The organism is Dyella sp. (assembly GCF_051962475.1).
Classification (GTDB): Bacteria; Pseudomonadota; Gammaproteobacteria; order Xanthomonadales; family Rhodanobacteraceae; genus Dyella_A.
The window spans coordinates 1-20190 of sequence record NZ_JBQCCF010000070.1 but is presented as its reverse complement, the minus strand read 5'-3'; the positions used below and the strand labels follow the sequence as shown (position 1 = coordinate 20190).

General features: G+C 66.0%; 18 protein-coding genes and 1 pseudogene. 11 read left to right on the top strand and 8 right to left on the bottom strand.

Features of this window, described 5'->3' with window-relative positions; genetic code table 11:
- Positions 1-52 precede the first annotated feature (52 nt).
- Entirely contained in the window at positions 53-1060 is a 1008-nt protein-coding gene (locus tag ACTHJF_RS17140; RefSeq protein ID WP_440268187.1) for a class I fructose-bisphosphate aldolase, read from the top strand.
- Between the two features lie 72 nt (positions 1061-1132).
- Here the strand turns inward: ACTHJF_RS17140 and ACTHJF_RS17135 are convergent, their stop codons facing one another.
- Both ACTHJF_RS17135 and ACTHJF_RS17130 read right to left on the bottom strand, forming a co-directional pair.
- Entirely contained in the window at positions 1133-1726 is a 594-nt protein-coding gene (locus ACTHJF_RS17135; protein ID WP_440268186.1) for an outer membrane protein, read from the bottom strand.
- 181 nt (positions 1727-1907) lie between these two features.
- Positions 1908-2555, bottom strand: coding sequence for an outer membrane beta-barrel protein (locus ACTHJF_RS17130; RefSeq protein ID WP_440268185.1), 648 nt, complete (start codon positions 2553-2555; stop codon positions 1908-1910).
- 281 nt (positions 2556-2836) lie between these two features.
- Here ACTHJF_RS17130 and tkt point away from each other — a divergent pair, with 281 nt between their 5' ends.
- Both tkt and ACTHJF_RS17120 read left to right on the top strand, forming a co-directional pair.
- A complete protein-coding gene (gene tkt / locus ACTHJF_RS17125) occupies positions 2837-4846 on the top strand; it encodes a transketolase (RefSeq protein ID WP_440268184.1) in 2010 nt (669 codons plus the stop codon).
- Positions 4847-4861: 15 nt separating this feature from the next.
- Positions 4862-6079 (top strand): DegT/DnrJ/EryC1/StrS family aminotransferase, encoded by a 1218-nt coding sequence (locus ACTHJF_RS17120; protein ID WP_440268183.1) that lies wholly within the window; start codon positions 4862-4864, stop codon positions 6077-6079.
- Positions 6080-6177: 98 nt separating this feature from the next.
- Here ACTHJF_RS17120 and ACTHJF_RS17115 read toward each other — a convergent pair whose 3' ends face one another.
- On the bottom strand, positions 6178-7356 hold the full coding sequence (locus ACTHJF_RS17115) for a phosphoglycerate kinase (protein WP_440268182.1): 1179 nt from the start codon (positions 7354-7356) through the stop codon (positions 6178-6180).
- A gap of 162 nt (positions 7357-7518) precedes the next feature.
- Here ACTHJF_RS17115 and maiA point away from each other — a divergent pair, with 162 nt between their 5' ends.
- Entirely contained in the window at positions 7519-8184 is a 666-nt protein-coding gene (gene maiA / locus ACTHJF_RS17110; RefSeq protein WP_440258573.1) for a maleylacetoacetate isomerase, read from the top strand.
- Positions 8185-8332: 148 nt separating this feature from the next.
- Here maiA and ACTHJF_RS17105 read toward each other — a convergent pair whose 3' ends face one another.
- Positions 8333-9451 (bottom strand): PilT/PilU family type 4a pilus ATPase, encoded by a 1119-nt coding sequence (locus ACTHJF_RS17105; protein WP_431635796.1) that lies wholly within the window; start codon positions 9449-9451, stop codon positions 8333-8335.
- 137 nt (positions 9452-9588) lie between these two features.
- Here ACTHJF_RS17105 and ACTHJF_RS17100 point away from each other — a divergent pair, with 137 nt between their 5' ends.
- The 7 genes from ACTHJF_RS17100 to ACTHJF_RS17070 all read left to right on the top strand — a co-directional run bounded on the left by ACTHJF_RS17100 (position 9589) and on the right by ACTHJF_RS17070 (position 16856).
- Positions 9589-10116, top strand: coding sequence for a DUF4398 domain-containing protein (locus tag ACTHJF_RS17100; RefSeq protein ID WP_440258574.1), 528 nt, complete (start codon positions 9589-9591; stop codon positions 10114-10116).
- Entirely contained in the window at positions 10113-10751 is a 639-nt protein-coding gene (locus ACTHJF_RS17095) for a hypothetical protein (RefSeq protein ID WP_440258575.1), read from the top strand. The genes ACTHJF_RS17100 and ACTHJF_RS17095 overlap by 4 nt, the downstream gene beginning before the upstream one ends.
- A 321-nt stretch (positions 10752-11072) precedes the next feature.
- Positions 11073-11300, top strand: coding sequence for a YdcH family protein (locus ACTHJF_RS17090; RefSeq protein WP_431635799.1), 228 nt, complete (start codon positions 11073-11075; stop codon positions 11298-11300).
- A gap of 159 nt (positions 11301-11459) precedes the next feature.
- On the top strand, positions 11460-12830 hold the full coding sequence (locus ACTHJF_RS17085; RefSeq protein ID WP_440258576.1) for a pyridoxal-phosphate dependent enzyme: 1371 nt from the start codon (positions 11460-11462) through the stop codon (positions 12828-12830).
- Positions 12831-12961: 131 nt separating this feature from the next.
- Positions 12962-14791 (top strand): glutamine--fructose-6-phosphate transaminase (isomerizing), encoded by a 1830-nt coding sequence (gene glmS, locus ACTHJF_RS17080; protein WP_440258577.1) that lies wholly within the window; start codon positions 12962-12964, stop codon positions 14789-14791.
- A gap of 13 nt (positions 14792-14804) precedes the next feature.
- Positions 14805-15425 carry a DedA family protein gene (locus ACTHJF_RS17075; RefSeq protein ID WP_440258578.1) on the top strand — a complete coding sequence of 207 codons (621 nt, stop codon included), beginning with the start codon at positions 14805-14807 and terminating at the stop codon, positions 15423-15425.
- Between the two features lie 45 nt (positions 15426-15470).
- Complete coding sequence (locus ACTHJF_RS17070) at positions 15471-16856, top strand: phosphomannomutase (protein WP_440258579.1); 1386 nt, start codon at positions 15471-15473, stop codon at positions 16854-16856.
- A gap of 120 nt (positions 16857-16976) precedes the next feature.
- Here the strand turns inward: ACTHJF_RS17070 and ACTHJF_RS17065 are convergent, their stop codons facing one another.
- The 4 genes and pseudogenes from ACTHJF_RS17065 to ACTHJF_RS17050 form a co-directional block, all read right to left on the bottom strand.
- Positions 16977-18389, bottom strand: coding sequence for a mannose-1-phosphate guanylyltransferase/mannose-6-phosphate isomerase (locus ACTHJF_RS17065; protein WP_440258580.1), 1413 nt, complete (start codon positions 18387-18389; stop codon positions 16977-16979).
- Positions 18390-18485: 96 nt separating this feature from the next.
- The gene (rfbD, locus tag ACTHJF_RS17060; protein ID WP_440258581.1) at positions 18486-19415 is read right to left on the bottom strand and encodes a dTDP-4-dehydrorhamnose reductase; all 930 of its coding nucleotides are present in this window, start codon (positions 19413-19415) and stop codon (positions 18486-18488) included.
- A complete protein-coding gene (rfbC, locus tag ACTHJF_RS17055) occupies positions 19412-19984 on the bottom strand; it encodes a dTDP-4-dehydrorhamnose 3,5-epimerase (RefSeq protein ID WP_440268181.1) in 573 nt (190 codons plus the stop codon). The genes rfbD and rfbC overlap by 4 nt, the downstream gene beginning before the upstream one ends.
- A pseudogene (locus ACTHJF_RS17050) lies at positions 19981-20190 on the bottom strand (glucose-1-phosphate thymidylyltransferase); the annotation flags it as partial. The pseudogene ACTHJF_RS17050 and the gene rfbC, both read right to left, overlap by 4 nt.

Below are 20190 nucleotides of genomic sequence, written 5' to 3'. Positions count from 1 at the left end.
CGGCTTCCATCTGGCGCGGTCGAGCGGCCGCCGTCGTTCCCACGGAGTCGTCATGAGCATCGAAGATCTGGAAAGCATCGCGCTGGCGATGGTCGCGCCCGGCAAGGGCATCATCGCCATCGATGAGTCGACCAAGACCATCGCGAAGCGGTTTGAGGCCGTCGGCATCGAGAACACCGAAGAGAACCGCCGCGCCTATCGCGAGCTCCTGCTCACCGCTCCAGGCCTGAACGAGCACATCTCCGGCGCGATCCTCTACGACGAGACGATCCGCCAGTCGACCAAGGACGGCGTGCCGTTCACCCAGGTGATGAAGAAGCTCGGCATCATCCCCGGCATCAAGGTGGATAAGGGTCCGGTGCCGCTGGCCGGCTTCCCGGGTGACGTGGTTACCGAGGGCCTGGATGGCCTGCGCGAGCGCCTGCAGGAATACGCCAAGCTTGGCGCCCAGTTCGCCAAGTGGCGCGCGGTGATCAACATCTCCGAGGACAACCCCAGCTCCACCGCCATCGAAGCGAACTGCCACGCGCTGGCGCGCTACGCCGCGCTGTGCCAGGAAGCGGGCATCGTGCCGATGGTCGAGCCGGAAGTAATCATGGACGGCGACCACTCGATCGACGTCAGCTACGAAGTGCACGAGGCCGTGCTGCGCAGCTTGTTCAACGCGCTGTACGAGCAGAACGTGATGCTCGAGGGCACGATCCTGAAGGTCTCCATGGTAATCGCCGGAAAGGATGCCGAGGAGCAGGCCGACGTGGAAGAAGTCGCCGAGGCCACCGTGCGCGTGCTCAAGTCCACCGTGCCGGCGTCGCTGCCAGGCATCGTGTTCCTCTCCGGCGGCCAGACCGACGAGCAGTCCACCGCCCATCTCAACGCGATGAACCGCATCGGGCCGCATCCGTGGCCGCTGTCGTTCTCCTACGGCCGCGCCATGCAGCAGGCCGCACTCAAGCTGTGGGCCAAGGACATGAAGGCGAACTACGCCGACGCGCAGAAGACCGTTGCCGCGCGCGCCAAGGAAAACGGCCAGGCCGCGCTGGGTCGCTGGACCGGCAAGTAAGCCTCTTCACCGTAATGGCCAAAAAAACGGGCGCCCTCGGGCGCCCGTTTTCGTTTCACGCGATGGCGATGATCAGAAGCGGTATTCGGCGCTGACCGAGACCATGTCGGTGCTCAGGTCGACGTTGTGCTTCTTGGCATCGAAGTAGTCGTAGTTGATGCCCACGCTGACGTTGTTGCTGAAGTCGTAGCCAACACCGGCGCCGGCGTACCAGCTGGTCTTGTCCAGACCTTCGCGGACCGGGTTGGAGTCATTGCTCAGACCGTGGCCCTTCCATGCGTACAGGCCGGTGCGGGCGCTGATGTACCAGTTCGGGTCGAGGTTGAAATGGCCATTCACGCCGGCGGTCCAACCGTGCAGCTGCGACTTGCCGTGGTCGACCACGTCATTGCTGTTGAAGACGTTCTTGACGTGGATGTTGCCCAGGTCGTTGTAGCCGGCTTCCACACCCAGCGCCACGTTCGGATTCACCGACCAGCGATAACCGCCGTTGAGGGCGTACCCGGTGTCGTGTCCGTCGTACGGACCTTTGTTGATCGAGGTGCGACCGACGTTGCCGTTGACGAACCAGCCGCCGTTGTCCGTCGGGGCGTTCTGCGCAAAGGCGGCCGGGGCGGCGACCAGGCCGGCGGAAACGAGAGCGAAAGCGAGCAGAGTCTTTTTCATCGGGGAGATCCTTATTTTTGTTCGCGGCCAGGGCGTGGGGATCGCCGCTTGACCGTCGGGGAGTGCGTCACCAAGCAACGCACGGGACTTAGATGAGGCGGAGCCGGAAAGATTCAATACCAATGAGTTCAGTATTAATCCGGAGTTAAGAAAGGGCGTCGCACCTGCGGCGCCCTATGCCTCAGAAGCGGTACTCGGCCGTAAGCGACGCCGTGTCGGTGCTCAGGCTGATACCGTCCTTCTTGGCGTGATAGACGTCGTAGGACAGGCCCAGGCCAAAGTGGTCGCTGAAGTCGTAACCGACGCCGGCACCGGCGTAGTAGTCGACCTTGTCCAGATCGTGGCGATTGATGTCCTGGTTGCTGTAGCCGTGGCCCTTCCAGCCGTAGACACCGGCCCGGCCGCTCACGTACAGGCCGCGATACACATCGATGCGCCCGTTCACGCCGGCCGTCCAGCCGCGCAGCGCGTTGCGCTGGTCGGTCAGGTTGACGTCGTTGCTGTTGAAGGCGTTCTTGATCTTGAAGTTGCCCAGGTCGTTGTAGCCCACCTCGACACCCAGGCCCATGTCCTGGCCGACCTTCCAGCGATAGCCGCCGTTGACGGCGTAGGTGGTCGGATGGTCGTTGTACGGGCCCTTGTAGAGGTGCGACTGGCCCACGCTGCCACTGAGGAACCAGTTGCCCGAGCCGACCGGCTGATTGGGCTGGTAGTTGCCCGACGCAGAAGTCGCGGAAGTATCTGTCGTGGTTGCGGCATCCTGCGCGAAAGCCGGGAGCGCGCAGGCACCGGCGGAAACAAAGGCAAGGGCGAGCAAAGACTGTTTCATGGAGTGGTCTCCTTCTTATGGTCTTGCCCGGCCAGCATGTGAGGACATGCGTGGCAGGGCGCGCTTGGGGATGAGCGCGGCGCCATTGAACGAAGGCGAGGCTGAAGCGTTCCGGTATTCGCGTCGGAAAAGTTAAGGGGCAATTAATCGTGCGGCCACTACGCGGGCGCGGGCGCGCCCTTTGAAAAGCGCGGCAGTGCAGGGACTTCACGCGGCCGGCGCACGTACCTCCCGCGAATCGGCGACAATAGCGATTTTTCACGCCCCTTCCGGAGATGCCGATGACCACCCGCCGCGAACTCGCCAACGCCGTGCGCGCCCTTGCCATGGACGCCGTGGAGGCGGCCAAGTCCGGCCACCCGGGCATGCCCATGGGCATGGCCGACATCGCCGAAGTGCTGTGGAACGATTTCCTGCACTTCAATCCGGCCAACCCGAAGTGGGCCAACCGCGACCGCTTCGTGCTCTCCAACGGTCACGGCTCGATGCTGCAGTACGCGCTGCTGCACCTGACCGGCTTCGATCTGCCGATGGAGCAGCTGAAGAAGTTCCGCCAGCTGCATTCGAAGACGGCGGGCCACCCCGAAGCGAGCGAGACCCCCGGGGTGGAAACCACCACCGGTCCGCTCGGCCAGGGCCTGGCTAACGCGGTGGGCATGGCGCTGGCGGAGAAGGTGCTGGCGGCGCACTTCAACCGCCCGGGTCACGCCGTGGTCGACCACCACACCTACGTGTTCCTCGGCGATGGCTGCCTGATGGAAGGCATCTCGCATGAAGTGGCTTCGCTGGCCGGCACCTGGAAGCTCGGCAAGCTGGTCGCGCTGTATGACGACAACGGCATCTCGATCGACGGCGAAGTGCATGGCTGGTTCACCGACGACACCCCGGCGCGCTTCGAAGCCTACGGCTGGAACGTGATCCGCCACGTCGATGGCCATGACGCCGAGGCGGTGAAGGCGGCCATTGCGCAGGCCACCGCGCAGTCCGACAAACCGACCCTGATCTGCTGCAAGACCATCATCGGCTTCGGCGCCCCGCACAAGCAGGGCAAGGAAGAAAGCCACGGTGCGCCGCTGGGCAAGGACGAGATCGCCGGGGCGCGCGATGCGCTCGACTGGCGCCACCCCCCGTTCGAGATTCCCGCCGAGATCTACGCCGACTGGGATCACAAGGCCAAGGGCGCGGCCACCGAGCAGGCCTGGAACGACACCTTCGCGGCCTATGCCAAGGCACATCCGGAACTGGCCGCCGAGTTCCAGCGCCGCTCCAGCGGTGAACTGCCGGCCGACTGGGCCGAGAAGTCGCAGGCGTACATCGCCAAGCTGCAACTGGAAGGGCCGGAAGTGGCCTCGCGCAAGGCCTCGCAGATGGCGCTCGATGCCTTCGGCCCGCTGCTGCCGGAGCTGATCGGCGGCTCGGCGGACCTCGCCGGGTCCAACCTCACCAAGTGGAAGGGCAGCCTCGATGCCGGCAATGGCGACAGCGCCGGCGGCAAGGGCAACTACGTCTACTACGGCGTGCGCGAGTTCGGCATGACCGCGATTGCCAACGGTGTGGCGCTGCACGGCGGCTTCATCCCCTACGACGCCACCTTCCTGGTGTTCTCCGACTACGCGCGCAACGCCGTGCGCATGAGCGCTCTGATCCCGGCGCACGCGATCCACGTCTACACCCACGACTCGATCGGCCTGGGCGAAGACGGCCCCACCCACCAGCCGGTGGAGCACCTGGCCAGCCTGCGCTACATCCCGAACAACCAGGTGTGGCGTCCGTGTGACGCGGTGGAATCGGCGGTGTCATGGAAGGTGGCGATCGAGCGCAAGGGCCACCCCGCCTGCCTGGTGTTCTCGCGTCAGAACCTCAAGCATCAGCAGCGCTCGACCGAGCAGGTGGCCGACATCGCCCGCGGCGGCTATGTGCTGTCCGATCCGGCCGACAACAAGTTCCAGGGCATCCTGATCGCCACCGGTTCGGAGGTGGAGCTGGCGATGGAGGCGATGCGCACGCTGGCCCAGCAGGGCGTCGCCGTGCGCGTGGTCTCGATGCCGTGTGCCGAGGCTTTCGACGCGCAGCCGCAGGCCTACCGCGAGGCGGTGCTGCCGGACTGGTGCCGCGCGCGCGTGGCGGTGGAGGCGGCCACCGCCGACTTCTGGCGCAAGTATGTGGGTCTGGATGGCGAGGTGGTTGGCATGCATTCTTTCGGCGCCTCCGCCCCCGCGCCGCAGTTGTTCGAGCACTTCGGTTTCACCGTCAGCCACGTGGTGGACGCAGTGAAGCGCGTGGTCGGCTGAGCTCGACTCCACTTGTTGTCGATCGGGCCGCCGCAGCGGCCCGACATCTTTTTGGGGTATCGCATGGAAGAACAAGACCGTTTCATCATCTTCGGAGCACCGAGCATCGGTGAGGAAGAGATCGCCGAAGTCGAGGCCTGTCTGCGTTCGGGCTGGTTGGGTACGGGGCCGCGGGTCGCGCGCTTCGAAGAGGCATTCGCCGCCTATAAGCAAGCCGGCGCTGCGCGCGTTGCCGCGGTGAATTCCTGCACGGCGGCGCTGCACGTGAGCATGGTGGCGGCCGGCCTCGAGCCGGACGCGGAGGTGATCACCACGCCGCTCACGTTCTGCGCCACGGTCAATGCGATCGAACATGCCGGGCTCACGCCGGTGCTGGCGGATGTCGATCCGGTCACCCAGAATATCGATCCGGCCGCCATCGAGGCGGCGATCACCCCGCGCACGCGAGCGATCCTGCCTGTGCACTTCGCCGGTCGACCCTGCGCCATGGATCGCATCATGGACATCGCGCGGCGGCACGATCTGATCGTCATCGAGGATTGCGCGCACGCGATCGAGACCACCTTCCGCGGCCAGCCGGCCGGGACGTTCGGCGATTTCGGCTGCTTCAGCTTCTACGTCACCAAGAACGTGGTGACCGGCGAGGGTGGCATGATCCTGGGCCGCGACAAGGAGCGCATAGCGCGCGCGCGCATGTTGGCTTTGCACGGCATGAGCAAGGACGCCTGGCACCGCTTTGGCGATGCCGGTTACAAGCACTACCAAGTGCTCGAGTGCGGGTTCAAATACAACATGATGGACCTGCAGGCGGCGATCGGCCTGCCACAACTGGCCAAAGTCGAGGCGCACTGGCTACGCAGGCAGGCGATCTGGCAGCGCTATGACGAGGCCTTCGCCGACCTGCCGATCGGCCTACCCGCAGCGCCGGAAGCCGACACGCGGCACGGCCTGCACCTGTACACCGTGATGATCGACGAGGCTTACTGCGGCATCTCGCGGGACGGCTTCCTGGATGCGATGAACGCGGCGCGTATCGGTACCGGAGTGCACTATCTGGCCGTGCCCGAACACCCCTACTACCAGCGGCGCTACGGCTGGTCGCCACAGCAGTGGCCGCACGCGATGCGACTGGGGCGGCAGACGGTCAGCCTCCCGCTGTCGCCCGGTTTGTCTGACGGCGATGTGGAGCGAGTGATCGCGGCGGTGCGCCGCATCCTGCGCGCCGCGGTTTGACCCGTAGGAGCCCGCTCGCGGGCGATGCAGTTGCTCTGAATCTGCATCAAAGCCAAACGCATTGCCCGCGAGCGGGCTCCCTACAGGGGCGGGGCGGGTCAGCCGTTGGCGCGCGCCTTGAGGGCGGTCACGGCCGGCAGCTCCTTGCCTTCCAGGAATTCCAGGAAGGCGCCGCCGCCGGTGGAGATGTAGGACACGTCCTTCTCGATGCCGTACTTGTCCACCGCGGCCAGCGTGTCGCCGCCGCCGGCGATGGAGAACGCGCTCGAGGCAGCGATGGCGCGCGCCAGCGTCTCGGTGCCCTTGCCGAAGGCGTCGAATTCGAACACGCCCACTGGGCCATTCCACACTACGGTGCCGGCCTTGGCGATCAGCTCGGCGTAGCGCCTGGCCGTCTCCGGCCCTATATCCAGGATCATCTCGCCGTCCTTCACCTGGTCCACCGGCTTCACCGTGGCAGGCGCCTGCGCGGAGAACTCCGGCGCCACCACCACGTCCACCGGCATTGGCACTTCGGCGCCGCGGCGCTTGGCGTCGGCGATCACCTTTTTCGCTGCGTCGAGCAGATCGCGCTCGTACAGCGAATTGCCTACGTGGTGGCCGGCCGCCGCAATGAAGGTATTGGCGATGCCGCCGCCGACAATGAGCTGGTCGACCTTGCCGATCAGGTTCTCCAGCAGGGTCAGCTTGGTGGAGACCTTGGAGCCGGCGACGATCGCCAACAGCGGCTTGGCCGGGTGCTCCAGCGCCTTGCCCAGGGCGTCCAGCTCGGCGGCCAGCAGCGGGCCAGCGGCGGCGACCTTGGCGAAGCGGATCACGCCGTGGGTGGAGGCCTGCGCACGGTGCGCGGTACCGAAGGCGTCCATGACGAAGATGTCGCACAGCGCCGCGTATTGCTTCGACAGCGCCTCGTCGTCCTTGCCCTCGCCGACGTTCATGCGGCAGTTCTCCAGCACGACCACCTCGCCATCGGCTACCTCGACGCCGCCCAGATAGTCGCGCACCAGCCGCACCGGCGTGCCGAGCTTGTCGCCCAGCCAAGCGGCCACCGGAGCGAGCGAGGAGTCCTCGTCGAACTGGCCTTCCTTCGGGCGCCCCAGGTGCGAGAGCACCATGACCTTGGCACCGGCGTCGCGGGCGGCGCGGATGGTGGGAAGCGAGGCGTCCAGGCGCTGGGTGGAAGTAATGCGGCCGTTCTCGATCGGCACGTTCAGGTCTTCGCGGATCAGCACGCGCTTGCCGCGCAGGTCGAGGTCGCTCATGCGGAGGAAGGACACGGCAGGACTCCTGGTGGGATCGTAGGTGGCGCAGGCAACGGGCGATCGTGCAACGGTTCATTGCACCACAGCCGCGCATTGTCGCGGCCGCCCTGCGGCGATGCAAACCGGTCGCAGGTATGCTTGCGGCCCATTCCCTGACCGGTCGCGGAGGACGCACGCATGGCTTCGGATCTCGCTCTGTATGGCTACTGGCGCTCCACAGCGGCCTATCGCGTGCGCATCGCGCTCGAGCTCAAGGGGCTCGGCTGGGACAATCGTCCGGTCCACCTCGTGCGTGACGGCGGCGAACAGCACGGTGCGGCCTATCGCGCCCTCAATCCCCAGGGAGTCGTGCCGGCGCTGCTGGACGGCGAGCGCGTGTTCACTCAGTCGCTGGCGATCGTCGAGTACCTGGACGAGATCTATCCAGAGCCGCCGCTGTTGCCGGTCGATCCCCGTGGCCGGGCACGCGTGCGTGCGCTGGCGCAGACCATCGCCTGCGACATCCACCCGCTGGGCAATCTGCGCGTGCTGCAGCAGCTCGAGACCCAGTTCGGCGCCACCGAGGCGCAGCGCGCCGACTGGACGCGGCACTGGATGGGCCTGGGTTTCGCGGCGATCGAGGCGCTGCTGGCCGACAACGTGGCCACCGGCGCGTTCTGCCACGGCGACACGCCGGGGCTGGCGGATATCTGCCTGGTGCCGCAGATCTACAACGCGCAGCGCTGGAAGCTGCCGCTGGACGCCTATCCCATCGTGCAGCGTATCCATGCCGCCTGCACCGAGCTGGAGGCGTTTCGCACCGCGGTGCCCGAACTACAGCCGGACGCCCCCGCGACGCCGTGAGTGGCCGTCTGAAAAGTCGGTACTGAAGTGCTTCCCCTGCGAAGCCGCCGAATCAGCGGCCCGTTGTAGGAGCGACTTCAGTCGCGATGCTTCTTCATGCGGCTACGAGGTTTCGTGAAACGCGATCCCGCCATGAGGCGGGCAGGGATCAGAAGCCCAAACCGTACGGGTCGTTGCCGGCCAGCTCGTTGTCCGCGCTGGCGCCGCCGCCTTCGGACAGGCGCACCTTCAGCGCCAAGCCATCGCGCGAATCGGCCTTGGCCAGGGCCTCTTCCAGCTCGATACGCCCCTCGCGGTAGAGCTTGTACAGCGACTGGTCGAACGTGCGCATGCCTTCCTGCAGGCTGCGATCCATCGCTTCCTTCACCTCGTGGATCTGGCCGCGGCGGATCATGTCGCGGATCAGCGGCGTGTTCAGCAGCACCTCGGTCGCCGGCAGGCGGCGGCCGTCCTTGCCGATCACCAGGCGCTGGCTGATCACCGCGCGCAGGTTCAGCGCCAGGTTCATCAGCACGTTCTTGTGCGCCGACTCTGGGAAGAAGTTGAGGATGCGCTCCAGCGTCTGGTCGGCGTTGTTGGAGTGCAGGGTGGCCAGGCAGAGGTGACCGGTTTCGGAGAAGGCGATCGCCGCCTCCATCGTGTCGGTGTCGCGGATCTCGCCGATCATGATCACGTCCGGCGCCTCGCGCATCGCGTTCTTCAGCGCCTCGTGGTAGCTGTGCGTATCGAGCCCCACCTCCCGCTGGTTCACGATCGACTTCTTGTGCCGGTGCAGGAACTCGATCGGGTCCTCGATGGTGAGGATGTGGCCGGGCGAGTTGCTGTTGCGGTGATCGATCATCGCCGCCAGCGTGGTGGACTTGCCCGAACCGGTCGCGCCGACCACCAGGATCAGCCCGCGCTGCTCCATGATCAGGTCACGGAAGATGCTCGGCAGCTGCAACTGCTCGACGCTGGGGATGTCGCTCTTGATCGCGCGGATCACCATGCCCACTTCGCCGCGCTGCTTGAACACGTTAATGCGGAAACGCCCGGCCTCCTTCACCGCCAGCGCCATGTTCAGCTCGAGGTCGCGCTCGAACTGCGGCACCTGGCCCTCGTCCATGAGTGAATAGGCGATCTTCTTGACCATGCCACCGGGCAGGCCAGTGTTGCCGAGCGGATAGAGCTTGCCCTCGACCTTGATGTTCACCGGGGCACCGGTCGTCAGGAACATGTCCGACGCGCCCTTGTCCACCATCAGCTTGAGGAAGTAACCGATATCCACCTGAAGTCCCCTGAATTCAACTACATTGCATTGGGCGATTATGCCCACCGACAATACGCCGCAACACTACGAGGTACTGAGTGATGGTGCACAGCTTTTCCCGGCCTGCTGCACGCCCCGGAAGTATCGGCAGGAGCATGCAGGGCTTGACCCTGTGCGCCCTGCTGGCACTCGGTGGCTGTGCCAGCGTTCCTCCACCCGATGGCGCCATGACCATGGCCCAGATCCAGCTGCAGGCTGCGCGCGACGCCGACGCGGCCGATTATGCGCCGGTGGACCTGGGTTTTGCCCAGAACAAGTTCCAGCAGGCGCAGGCGGCCATGGCCGGCCGCAAGTACGCCGATGCGGCCAACCTCGCCGACGAGGCCCGGGCGGATGCCGAGCTGGCGCTGGCCAAGGCGCGCCTCGGTACGGCGCGCGCCAAGATCCAGGCCAAGGTGGACGAGAACGCCCGTCTGCGTGAGCGGATGGAGCAGGCGCATCCGGAGCTTTCAGGACAGGCGCCGTCGATGCCGTCCGCGCTGCCGCCCGCGGCACCCACCGGCGACATGCCGGCGCCGTCCTCGTCGGTGCTCAACGCACCGCTGCCTGCCGCCGATGGGTTCCAGACCATGCCCCAGAACGGTGCTCCTCCCGCCGCCGCCCAGCAGGGAGACCAGCCATGAAGCGTTTGACGATTCTGTTGGCAGGTGCGGTGCTTGCCCTGGGCAGCGGCATGGGCCGAGCGGCGAACGACGACATCGACGTGAGCCGGCTCAGCGGCAGCCTGGATCAGCTGGCCAACGATCCCGTGCTGGGGCATTACGCCCAAGCCGAGCAGGCGCGTGCGCGCGACGCGCTGGCCCAGCTTACCCAGGCGAGCTCCCGGGAGCGGCCACACGCCTTGTATCTGGCCGAGCGCCGGGTCGATCTGGCCCGCGCTGCAGCGCAGTTGCAGGACGCGCAGGCCAAGCTGGCGCAGCTCGACCGCGAGCACGACCAGATCATGCTCGAATCGGCCCGTCGCGATGCCGAGGCGGCCAGGCTGGAGCTGGAGCGGCAGCGCCTGCAGTACCAACTGGCGCAGGAGGAAGCGGCGCGCCTGCAGCAGCAGGGCATGGAGGCCACCCAGGCCGCCGAGCAGGCCAAGGCCGAGGCCGAGCGCGCGCGCAAGCTGGCGGCTGCGCAAAGCCGCGTGGCCAACGCAGCCAAGCGCGAGGCGGCGCTGGCGGCCCAGGCGGCGCGCGCTTTGCGCTCGCAGATGCAGGACGGGGACACGCCACCGCCGGCCACCAAGCCGCGGAAGAAGGGCAAGCCCTGAGCCGGGACGCGCGCCAGCACGGCAGCTGGCGCGCAAGCGGGTGGTATCGGGCAACAAGCTGTTTTGACAGGCTTTTGTGCCACGTGTTCATTGCATCAGGCATGCCAGCGCTCGCCCTTGCGGGGCCTGGCTGGCCGGAGTAGCGTCGGTCATCCACGCGGCATCAGCGCCGCGTGGATCACTGACCTGACGCATGCGCTCATTCCTTCGAATTCCAGTCATCTGCGCGCCGATCGCCATCGGCGCGCAGATGACGTGCATGCGTCTCACCGCCACGGGCGCACCGGTCACGCGCCCGCTTGCATTGCGAGGAGGTCGCTCATGTTCGAAAACCAGCAGCGTGATGATGTCGAGGCATTGCTGAAGGCCGATGCGGAGTTCCGCCGCCTTTACCAGCGTCACCGGGAGCTCGACAGCAAAGTGCACGACGCCGATATCGGCGTGCTCCCGATCCCCGAGGCCAAGCTCTCGGTCATGAAACGCGAGAAGCTTTACGCCAAGGATCGACTGCAGCGCATCTGGGACGCACGGATGCAGCGACGACACTGATTCACCCTGGTTCGACATGCGCGGCCCGGCTTTCCTGGAAGAAAGCCGGGCCGTTTCGTTTTTGCGCGGCACGACCCGGGCGCGGGAAGCGCTCGGTTATCATGGCCGCCCTGCAGCGTCGGCCCCGTGCCGTCACTTTTCCTGCCGAACGGAGTTTTCATGACGGTTCACCAGAGCGTCCTTGCGTTGATCGGCCATACGCCCATGGTGCGCGCCAACCAGCTGGAAACGGGTGTGTGCGAGCTGTTCCTCAAGCTCGAAAGCGCCAACCCGGGCGGCTCGATCAAGGACCGCATCGGCCTGTCGATGATCGAAGGCGCCGAGAAGGCCGGAAAGATCCAGCCCGGCGCCACGCTGGTGGAAGGCACCGCCGGCAACACCGGCATCGGCCTGGCGCTGGTCGCCCAGCAGAAGGGCTACAAGCTCATCCTGGTGGTGCCGGACAAGATGAGCCGCGAGAAGATCTTCAACCTCAAGGCGATGGGCGCCGAGGTGGTGCTGACGCGCTCGGACGTGGCCAAGGGTCACCCCGAGTACTACCAGGACATGGCCGAGCGGATCGCCCGCGAAACCCCGGGCGCCTATTTCATCAACCAGTTCGGCAACCCGGACAATCCGCGTGCTCACTACGAAACCACCGGCCCGGAAATCCTCGAGCAGATGGACGGCAAGGTCGACGCCATCGTGTTCGGCTGTGGCTCGTCGGGCACCATGACCGGACTGTCGCGTTATTTCGCCGAGCACTCACCGCAGACCGAGCTGATCCTGGCCGACCCGGTGGGCTCGATCCTCACCCAGTACATCAACGAGGGCGTGCTCTCGACTAAATCCGGCAGCTGGATGGTCGAAGGCATCGGCGAGGACTTCCTGCCCGGCATCAGCGATTTCTCGCGGGTGAAAAAGGCCTATGCGATCTCCGACAAGGAGAGCTTCCTGGCCGGCCGCGACCTGCTGGCCAAGGAGGGCGTGCTGGGCGGCTCTTCCGCGGGCACGCTGCTGGCGGCGGCGCTCAAGTACTGTCGCGAGCAGACGGCGCACAAGCGGGTGGTGTCGATCGTCTGCGACACCGGCAACAAGTACCTGTCGAAGATGTACAACGACTACTGGATGCTCGACAACGGCTTCCTCGAGCGCGAACAGCACGGCGACCTGCGTGATCTGCTGCTGCGCCCGTTCGCCCAGCGCGACACCATCGTGGTGGGCCCGAACGAGCTGCTGATGACGGCTTACACGCGCATGAAGCTGTACGACGTCTCGCAGCTGCCGGTGATGGACGGCCAGCAGCTGGTGGGCATCCTCGACGAGTCCGACGTGCTGATGCACGTGCACGCAGACCAGTCGCGTTTCCGTGAGGCGGTCTCCACCGCCATGATCACCACCTTGCAGAAGATCGACGTGCATTCGCCGATCGAGGCCCTGCTGCCCGTGTTCGATCGCGGCCTGGTGGCCATCGTGATGGATGGCGAGCGCTTCATGGGTCTGATCACGCGGATCGACTTGCTCAACTACCTGCGCCGACGCGTGCCCTGAGCGTGACGGCCCGCCGCAGGTCCGAAACGGGCCTCGGTGGCGCCATGAAAGGGCGTTGGAATGATGGGTTGCCAGCATGCCGCGGCATTGCGGGTGGTGGCGCCCGATCTCTCTAAGAAGGACACCAGAACATGTGTGGAATCGTTGCAGCCGCGGCCCAGCGTGACGTGGCTCCCCTGCTGATCGCCGGCCTCAAGGCGCTGGAATATCGTGGCTACGATTCGGCCGGCCTGGCCGTGCTCGACGGCGGCGAGATCCAGCGCGTGCGCGCCAAGGGCAAGGTGCGCGAGATGGAGGCCCTCTACCTTGCCGATCCGCTCCCTGGCGGTACCGGCATTGCCCATACCCGTTGGGCCACGCACGGTGTGCCCAGTGAATCGAACGCCCATCCGCACGTCGCTGGCCGCGTGGCGCTGGTGCACAACGGCATCATCGAGAACTACGCCGACCTGCGTTCCGCCCTGCAGGCGGCGGGGCACGCCTTTACCTCCGAGACCGATACCGAAGTGATCGCCGCGCTCATCGAATCGCGGCTCAAGCAAGGTGGAACCCTGCGTGAGGCCGTGCTTGCCGTGGTGCGCGAGCTGGAAGGCGCCTACGCCATCGCGGTGATCAGTCGCGACGAGCCTGGGCACGTCGTAGGTGCGCGCCGCGGCGCGCCGCTGTTGGTGGGCGTCGGCATCGGCGAGAACTTCCTCGGCTCCGATGCGCAGGCACTGATCCAGGTCACCAACCGGATGATCTACCTTGAGGAAGACGACGTCGTGGAGATCACGCGCGACAGCGTGCAGATCTTCGACATCGCCGGTGCGCTGGTGGAGCGCGCCACGCACGAGAGCGAGCTGTCCAGCGACGCCGTGGAGCGAGGTGAGTATCGCCATTACATGCAGAAGGAGATCTTCGAGCAGCCGCGTGCTGTCGCCGACACGCTGGAGTCGCGACTGGGTCCGCACGGTGTGCTGCCGAACATCTTCGGCGTAGGCGGCGACGAGCTGCTGGCGAAAGTGCAGGGCATCCACATCGTGGCCTGCGGCACCAGCTATCACGCGGGCATGGTGGCGCGATACTGGATCGAGGAATTCGCCCGGCTACCGGTGAGCGTCGAGGTGGCCAGCGAATATCGCTACCGCGACGTGGTGGTGCCGGCAAACACGTTGTTCGTCGCCATCTCGCAGTCGGGCGAAACCGCCGACACGTTGGCAGCGATGCGCGAGGTGAAGCGCCGCGGCTACCTCGGTACGCTGGCCATCTGCAACGTGCCCGAATCATCAGTGGTGCGCGAAGCCGACCTCAAGCTGATGACCCGGGCCGGTCCGGAAATCGGCGTGGCGTCGACCAAGGCGTTCACCACCCAGCTCACCGCGCTCGCGCTGCTTACGCTGCAACTGGCGCAGCATCGCGGCCTGGACGAAGCCCGTCACGGCGATCTCTGCGCCCAGCTCACGCATCTGCCTCGCGCGATCGAAAGTGCTCTGGCGCTGGAGCCGCAGGTCATCGAGCTGGCCGGGCGCTTCATCCATCGCCAGCACGCGCTGTTCCTTGGGCGTGGCGCGCAGTATCCGGTCGCGCTGGAAGGCTCGCTCAAGCTCAAGGAAATCTCCTACATCCACGCCGAAGCCTATCCGGCAGGCGAGCTCAAGCACGGCCCGCTGGCGCTGGTCGACGAGGAGATGCCGGTGGTGGCCGTCGCGCCCAGCGGCCCGCTGCTCGACAAGCTCAAGTCCAACCTGCAGGAGGTCAAGGCGCGCGGCGGCGAACTGATCGTGTTCGCTGCGGGCGATGCCGGCACGGAAATCCACGAGGGCTCCGGTGTGACCCTGCACGTCGATGCCGCCGGTGACTTTATCGCCCCCACCGTGTTCACCATCCCGTTGCAACTGCTCGCCTACCACGTGGCCGTCTTGCGCGGCACCGATGTCGACCAGCCGCGGAATCTCGCCAAGTCGGTGACGGTCGAATAAGTCGACCTGTTCCATGATCGAGAAACTGATCGCCGCGCTTGCCGGCTTTGTCATCGGGGTGATCTCGCACCTCCAGTACGCCGGCATCGCGTTGCTGATGGCGATCGAGAGCGCGTGTGTGCCGTTGCCATCGGAGATCATCATGCCCTTCTCTGGCTATCTGGTTTCCCGCCGTGAGCTGGTGCTGTGGCTGGTGGCCGTGGCGGGCGCCGTGGGCTGCGTGTTTGGCTCATGGCTGGCCTATGCGGTCGGCGCGTGGGGCGGCCGGCCGCTGGCCGAGCGCTACGGTCGCTACCTGCTGATCTCGCATCGCGATCTGGATCTGGCTGATCGCTGGTTCCGGCGCCACGGCGATATCACCATCTTCGTCGGCCGGCTGCTGCCGGTGGTACGCACCTTCATCGCGTTTCCCGCCGGCATGGCACGCATGCCGCTGTGGCGCTTCACCGCCTACACTTTTCTCGGCTCGCTGATCTGGTGCTGGGGGCTGGCCTGGATCGGGCTGAAGCTCGGTGAGCACTGGAATACGCTAGGCGTCTATTTCCACCGCTTCGATGCGCTGATCGGCGTGTTGATCGTGCTGGGCATCGTGCTCTACGTGTGGCGGCACGTGCGGCATATGCGCCGCGGTTGAGCCGCGCTGTGACCGCCTGACGCCAGGCGAAGGAACCAAAACAGCATGAAGTGTTTCAAGGCCTACGACATTCGCGGGCGCCTCCCGGACGAATTGAATGCCGACATCGCCTACCGTATCGGTCGGGCTTTTGCCGAGACGGTCGGTATGGGCAGCGTGGTTGTCGGTTACGACGTGCGACTGGACAGTCCGGCGCTGGCCGATGCGCTCAGTCGCGGTCTCAATGACAGCGGCTGCGACGTCATCGACATCGGCCTGTGCGGCACCGAGGAGGTCTACTTCCAGACCGCCCATCGTGGCGTGGCCGGCGGCATCATGGTGACGGCCAGCCACAACCCGATCGACTACAACGGTATGAAGCTGGTGCGCGAAGATGCGCGCCCGATCAGCGGGGACACCGGCCTGCGCGAGATCGAGCGCAAGGTGGAGGCCAATGCATTCGGAGCTCAAGTCTCGACGATCGGCGTCGTGACGCGCGATCACGACAAGTCTGCCTACATCAAGCATCTGCTGGGCTACGTCGATGTGGCCCAGCTGCAGCCGCTGAAGATCGTGGTCAACGCCGGCAATGGCGGGGCTGGAGCAGTGATCGATCTGCTGGCGGCGCACCTGCCGTTCGAATTCGTGCGCATCCACCATGCAACGGATGGCACATTCCCGAACGGCATTCCCAACCCGTTGCTTCCCGAGAACCGCCAGGCGACCGCGCAGGCGGTGATCGAGAACGGTGCGGACTTTGGTATTGCCTGGGACGGTGACTTCGACCGCTGCTTCCTGTTCGACGCAGCCGGCCGCTTCATCGAGGGCTACTACATCGTTGGCTTGCTCGCAGCGCAGCTGCTGGAAAAGCATCCAGGGGCGAAGATCATTCACGATCCGCGCCTGACCTGGAACACCGTCGACATGGTGCAGGCCGCCGGTGGTGTAGCGATCGAGAGCAAGACCGGCCATGCCTTCATCAAGGAGCGCATGCGTAGCGAAGACGCGGTCTACGGCGGCGAGATGAGCGCGCACCACTATTTCCGCGATTTCGCCTATTGCGATTCCGGCATGATCCCGTGGCTGCTGGTGGCCGAGCGCATGTGCCGCACCGGGCAGTCGCTGGCGCAAATGCTGGACGAGCGCATGCGTGCGTTCCCGTGCAGCGGCGAGATCAATTTCCGCGTGAGCGATGCGGCGGTCGCGGTGGAGCGCGTGCTGGGCTTTTATGCCGACCAGCAGCCGACGCTGGAGCGCATCGACGGTGTCAGCGCCTCGTTCGGCAACTGGCGTTTCAACTTGCGCTCCTCCAACACCGAGCCCTTGCTGCGGCTCAACGTGGAGGCCCGGGGTGACGAAGCGCTGATGCGGGCGAAAACTGCCGAGCTGGAGGCGCTGATCGTCGAGCCATCGGTCAGCGCGGACCGCGCATCAGCCCTGATGCGACTGTAGGAGCCTGCTTGCAGGCGATGCTCTGGCCCGTGATGCACATCGTGGCCGAAGAGCATCGCCTGCGAGCAGGCTCCTACGACAGCAAGTTGCAGTCACTGCGCTTATTTGTTGCGCTGACTCTCAGGCGCGCCCGTAGACGTCGTCGAAGCGGACGATGTCGTCTTCGCCCAGATAGCTACCGGACTGCACCTCGATCAGTTCCAGCGGCACCTTGCCGGGATTGCGCAGGCGATGGGTGCTGCCCAGCGGAATGTAGGTGCTCTGGTTTTCGCCGAGCAGGAACACCTTCTGGTCGCAGGTCACTTCCGCCGTGCCGGAGACCACGATCCAGTGCTCGGCGCGATGGTGGTGCTTCTGCAGGCTCAGGCTCGCGCCCGGTTTCACCACGATGCGCTTCACCTGAAAGCGCTCGCCGGCTTCCAGCGAGTCGTAACTGCCCCAGGGACGCTGAACCACACGATGCAACGAATGCTCGCTGCGGCCGGAGGCCTTGAGCTGGTCGACGATCTTCTTCACGTCCTGCGCGGCATCGCGATGAGCCACCAGGGTGGCGTCTGGCGTGGTCACCACGATGAGATCATCTACACCCACGGTGGCAATCAGATGCCGTTCGTGGGAGCGCAGCAGACTGTTGTGCGTGTCCACCGTCAGCGTGTCGCCTTCGCGCAGGTTGCCGTCGCCGTCACGCTCGCCCGCCATCCACAGCGCCGACCACGAGCCGATATCGCTCCAGCCGCAGCTGACCGGCAGCACCGCTGCGCGTTGGGTCTTCTCCATCACGGCGTAGTCGATCGAGTCGTCGGGCACCGCCGCAAACAGCTCGCCGTCGATGCGCACGAAGTCCAGGTCGCTGCAGACCGATGCATAAGCCGCGCGCACCGCCGCAAGCATCTGCGGCGCGTGTTTGCCCAGTTCTTCCAGATAGCGCGCCGCCTTGAACAGGAACATGCCCGAGTTCCAGTCATAGCCGCCATCGGCTACGTAACCCTCGGCCGTGGCGGCGTCGGGCTTCTCGACGAAGCGTTCGACGCGGAAGCCCCCTTCCGGCAAGGCCTCGGCCCGGCGGATGTAGCCGAACCCGGTTTCCGGGCGGTCCGGCCGAATTCCGAAAGTGACGAGCCAGCCGGCTTGCGCCACGGGGAGCGCGCGGGTCACGGCATCCACGAACTGCTCGCCGTCGCCGATCAGGTGGTCTGCCGGCAAGACGAGCAGCATCGCTTCCGGATCGCGCGCCAGTGCATGCATGGCACCCAGCGCGATAGCCGGCGCGGTGTTGCGCGCGCACGGCTCGAGCAGGATCGCCGCTCCATTTACCCCGCTCTGCAGCAGCTGCTCGGCGGCCAGGAAGCGGTGGTCTTCGCTGGCCACCACGATGGCCGCCTGCACCCCAGGAAGATGCAGCGTGCGTGCCACTGTCTGCTGGAAGAGCGTCTCGCGCCCTGCCAGGGCGAGGAACTGCTTGGGCAGATTGCGTCGCGACACCGGCCACAGACGCGTGCCGCTGCCGCCGCTGAGGATGAGGGGGATCAACATGAGGTCCACTTCCTGAAGGCGCTACTGCCGGGCCTGGCGATAGAAGGCCAGGATTGTCCCGCAGCGTGCGCGGGGGCGCTACATCCGTCGCCCGAGTCAACCCGCGCGTAGGGCGTCGATCACCGGCGGCAACGCCTCACGCCAAGCCGGCGGGGTATAGCCGAAATGCTGGGCCATGCCCTCATTGGCCAGCACCGACCAGGCAGGCCGCCGTGCCGGCGTGGGGAATTGCTCGGTGCCGATGGCGTTCACCCTAGGCGCCTGCGCAAGCAGGCCGGCCGAGACGGCCTCATCGAAGATCGCCTGGGCGAACCCATGCCAGCTCGTGTGGCCTGAAGCCACCAGATGATGAACGCCCTCCATCCGCGCGCGGGCACGCGCATCGGCCGGTAGCCAGGTGTCCAGCGCGGCGAGTGTTCCGGCGACGATGATGTCCGTGCTGGTCGGGGCGCCGAGCTGGTCGGCCACCACGTTTAACGTGTCGCGCTCGCCGGCGAGCCGCAACATGGTGCGAAGGAAGTTATGGCCATGCGGCGCATAGACCCAGGCCGTGCGGAAGATCAGGTGCGCTGCGCCACTTTCGCGCAGCGCGACCTCCCCGGCCAGTTTGCTGCGGCCGTAGGCGCCCAGCGGGGCGGTCGGCGCATCGACGGGATAGGGTGCGTTAGCAGAGCCATCGAACACATAGTCGGTGGAGTAGTGCACCACCAGTGCATCATTCGCTGCGGCCCAGCGGCCGAGCACGCCGACCGCCTCGCCGTTGATCCGACCGGCCAGCGACTCTTCCTGCTCGGCGCGATCGACGGCGGTGTAGGCGGCCGTGTTGATGATCACGTCCGGCCGGATGCGGTCGAGCAGTGCGGGCAGGGAGTCTGGCGCCGCGAGATCTGCCGCCTCCACCGACCGGCCATCAAAAAGGCGGCCATCGCGCGTGGCGATCACCAACTCGCCACGTGCGGCCAGTCCACCCTGGGCCACGAAGCTGCGGCCAAGTTGGCCGTTGCCACCAAGCAGCAGGAACCTCATGCGCCAAAGACCGGCAGGCGATCGGCGGGAACGTCGGCAAGGAGTGGCGTCTTGCTGTCCTTGTCGGACAACAGCGGTTCGCTGATCGGCCAGTCGATCCCCAGCGCGGGGTCGTTCCAGCGGATACCGGCGTCGGCCTTGGCGTCGTAGAGTGCCGTGCACTGGTAAGCAAAGGTGGCGTGCTCCGACACCACGCAAAAGCCGTGGGCGAACCCTTCGGGGATCCAGAAGTGGCGATGGTTTTCGGCGGTGAGCATCACGCCAGCCCACTGGCCGAAGGTGGGTGAGCCGCGACGGATGTCCACGGCCACGTCGTACACCTCACCCTCCAGCACGCTGACCAGTTTGCCCTGCGGGTTCGGCCACTGGTAATGCAGGCCGCGCAGCACGCCGCGCGCCGAGCGAGACACGTTCGACTGCATGAAGCGCACGTCGATGCCGAGCTCCGCGTACTTCTTCGCGTGGAAGCTGTCGAAGAAATATCCGCGCGCATCGCCGTGCACCACGGGTTCGATCGCGCAGACGCCGGGAAGGCGGGTATCGATGCGCTTGAGGTGCTGAGAAGTCATTGCGACGCCTCCAGCAATCGCAGCAGGTATTGTCCGTACCCCGTCTTGGCCAGCGGCACGGCCAGCTCGCGCAAACGCGCCGCATCGATCCAGCATTGTTGGTTGGCCACGTCTTCCGGGCAGCACACCTTCAGGCCCTGCCGGTTTTCGACGGTAGCGATGTAGTTGCCCGCGTCCATCATCGATTCGTGCGTGCCGGTGTCGAG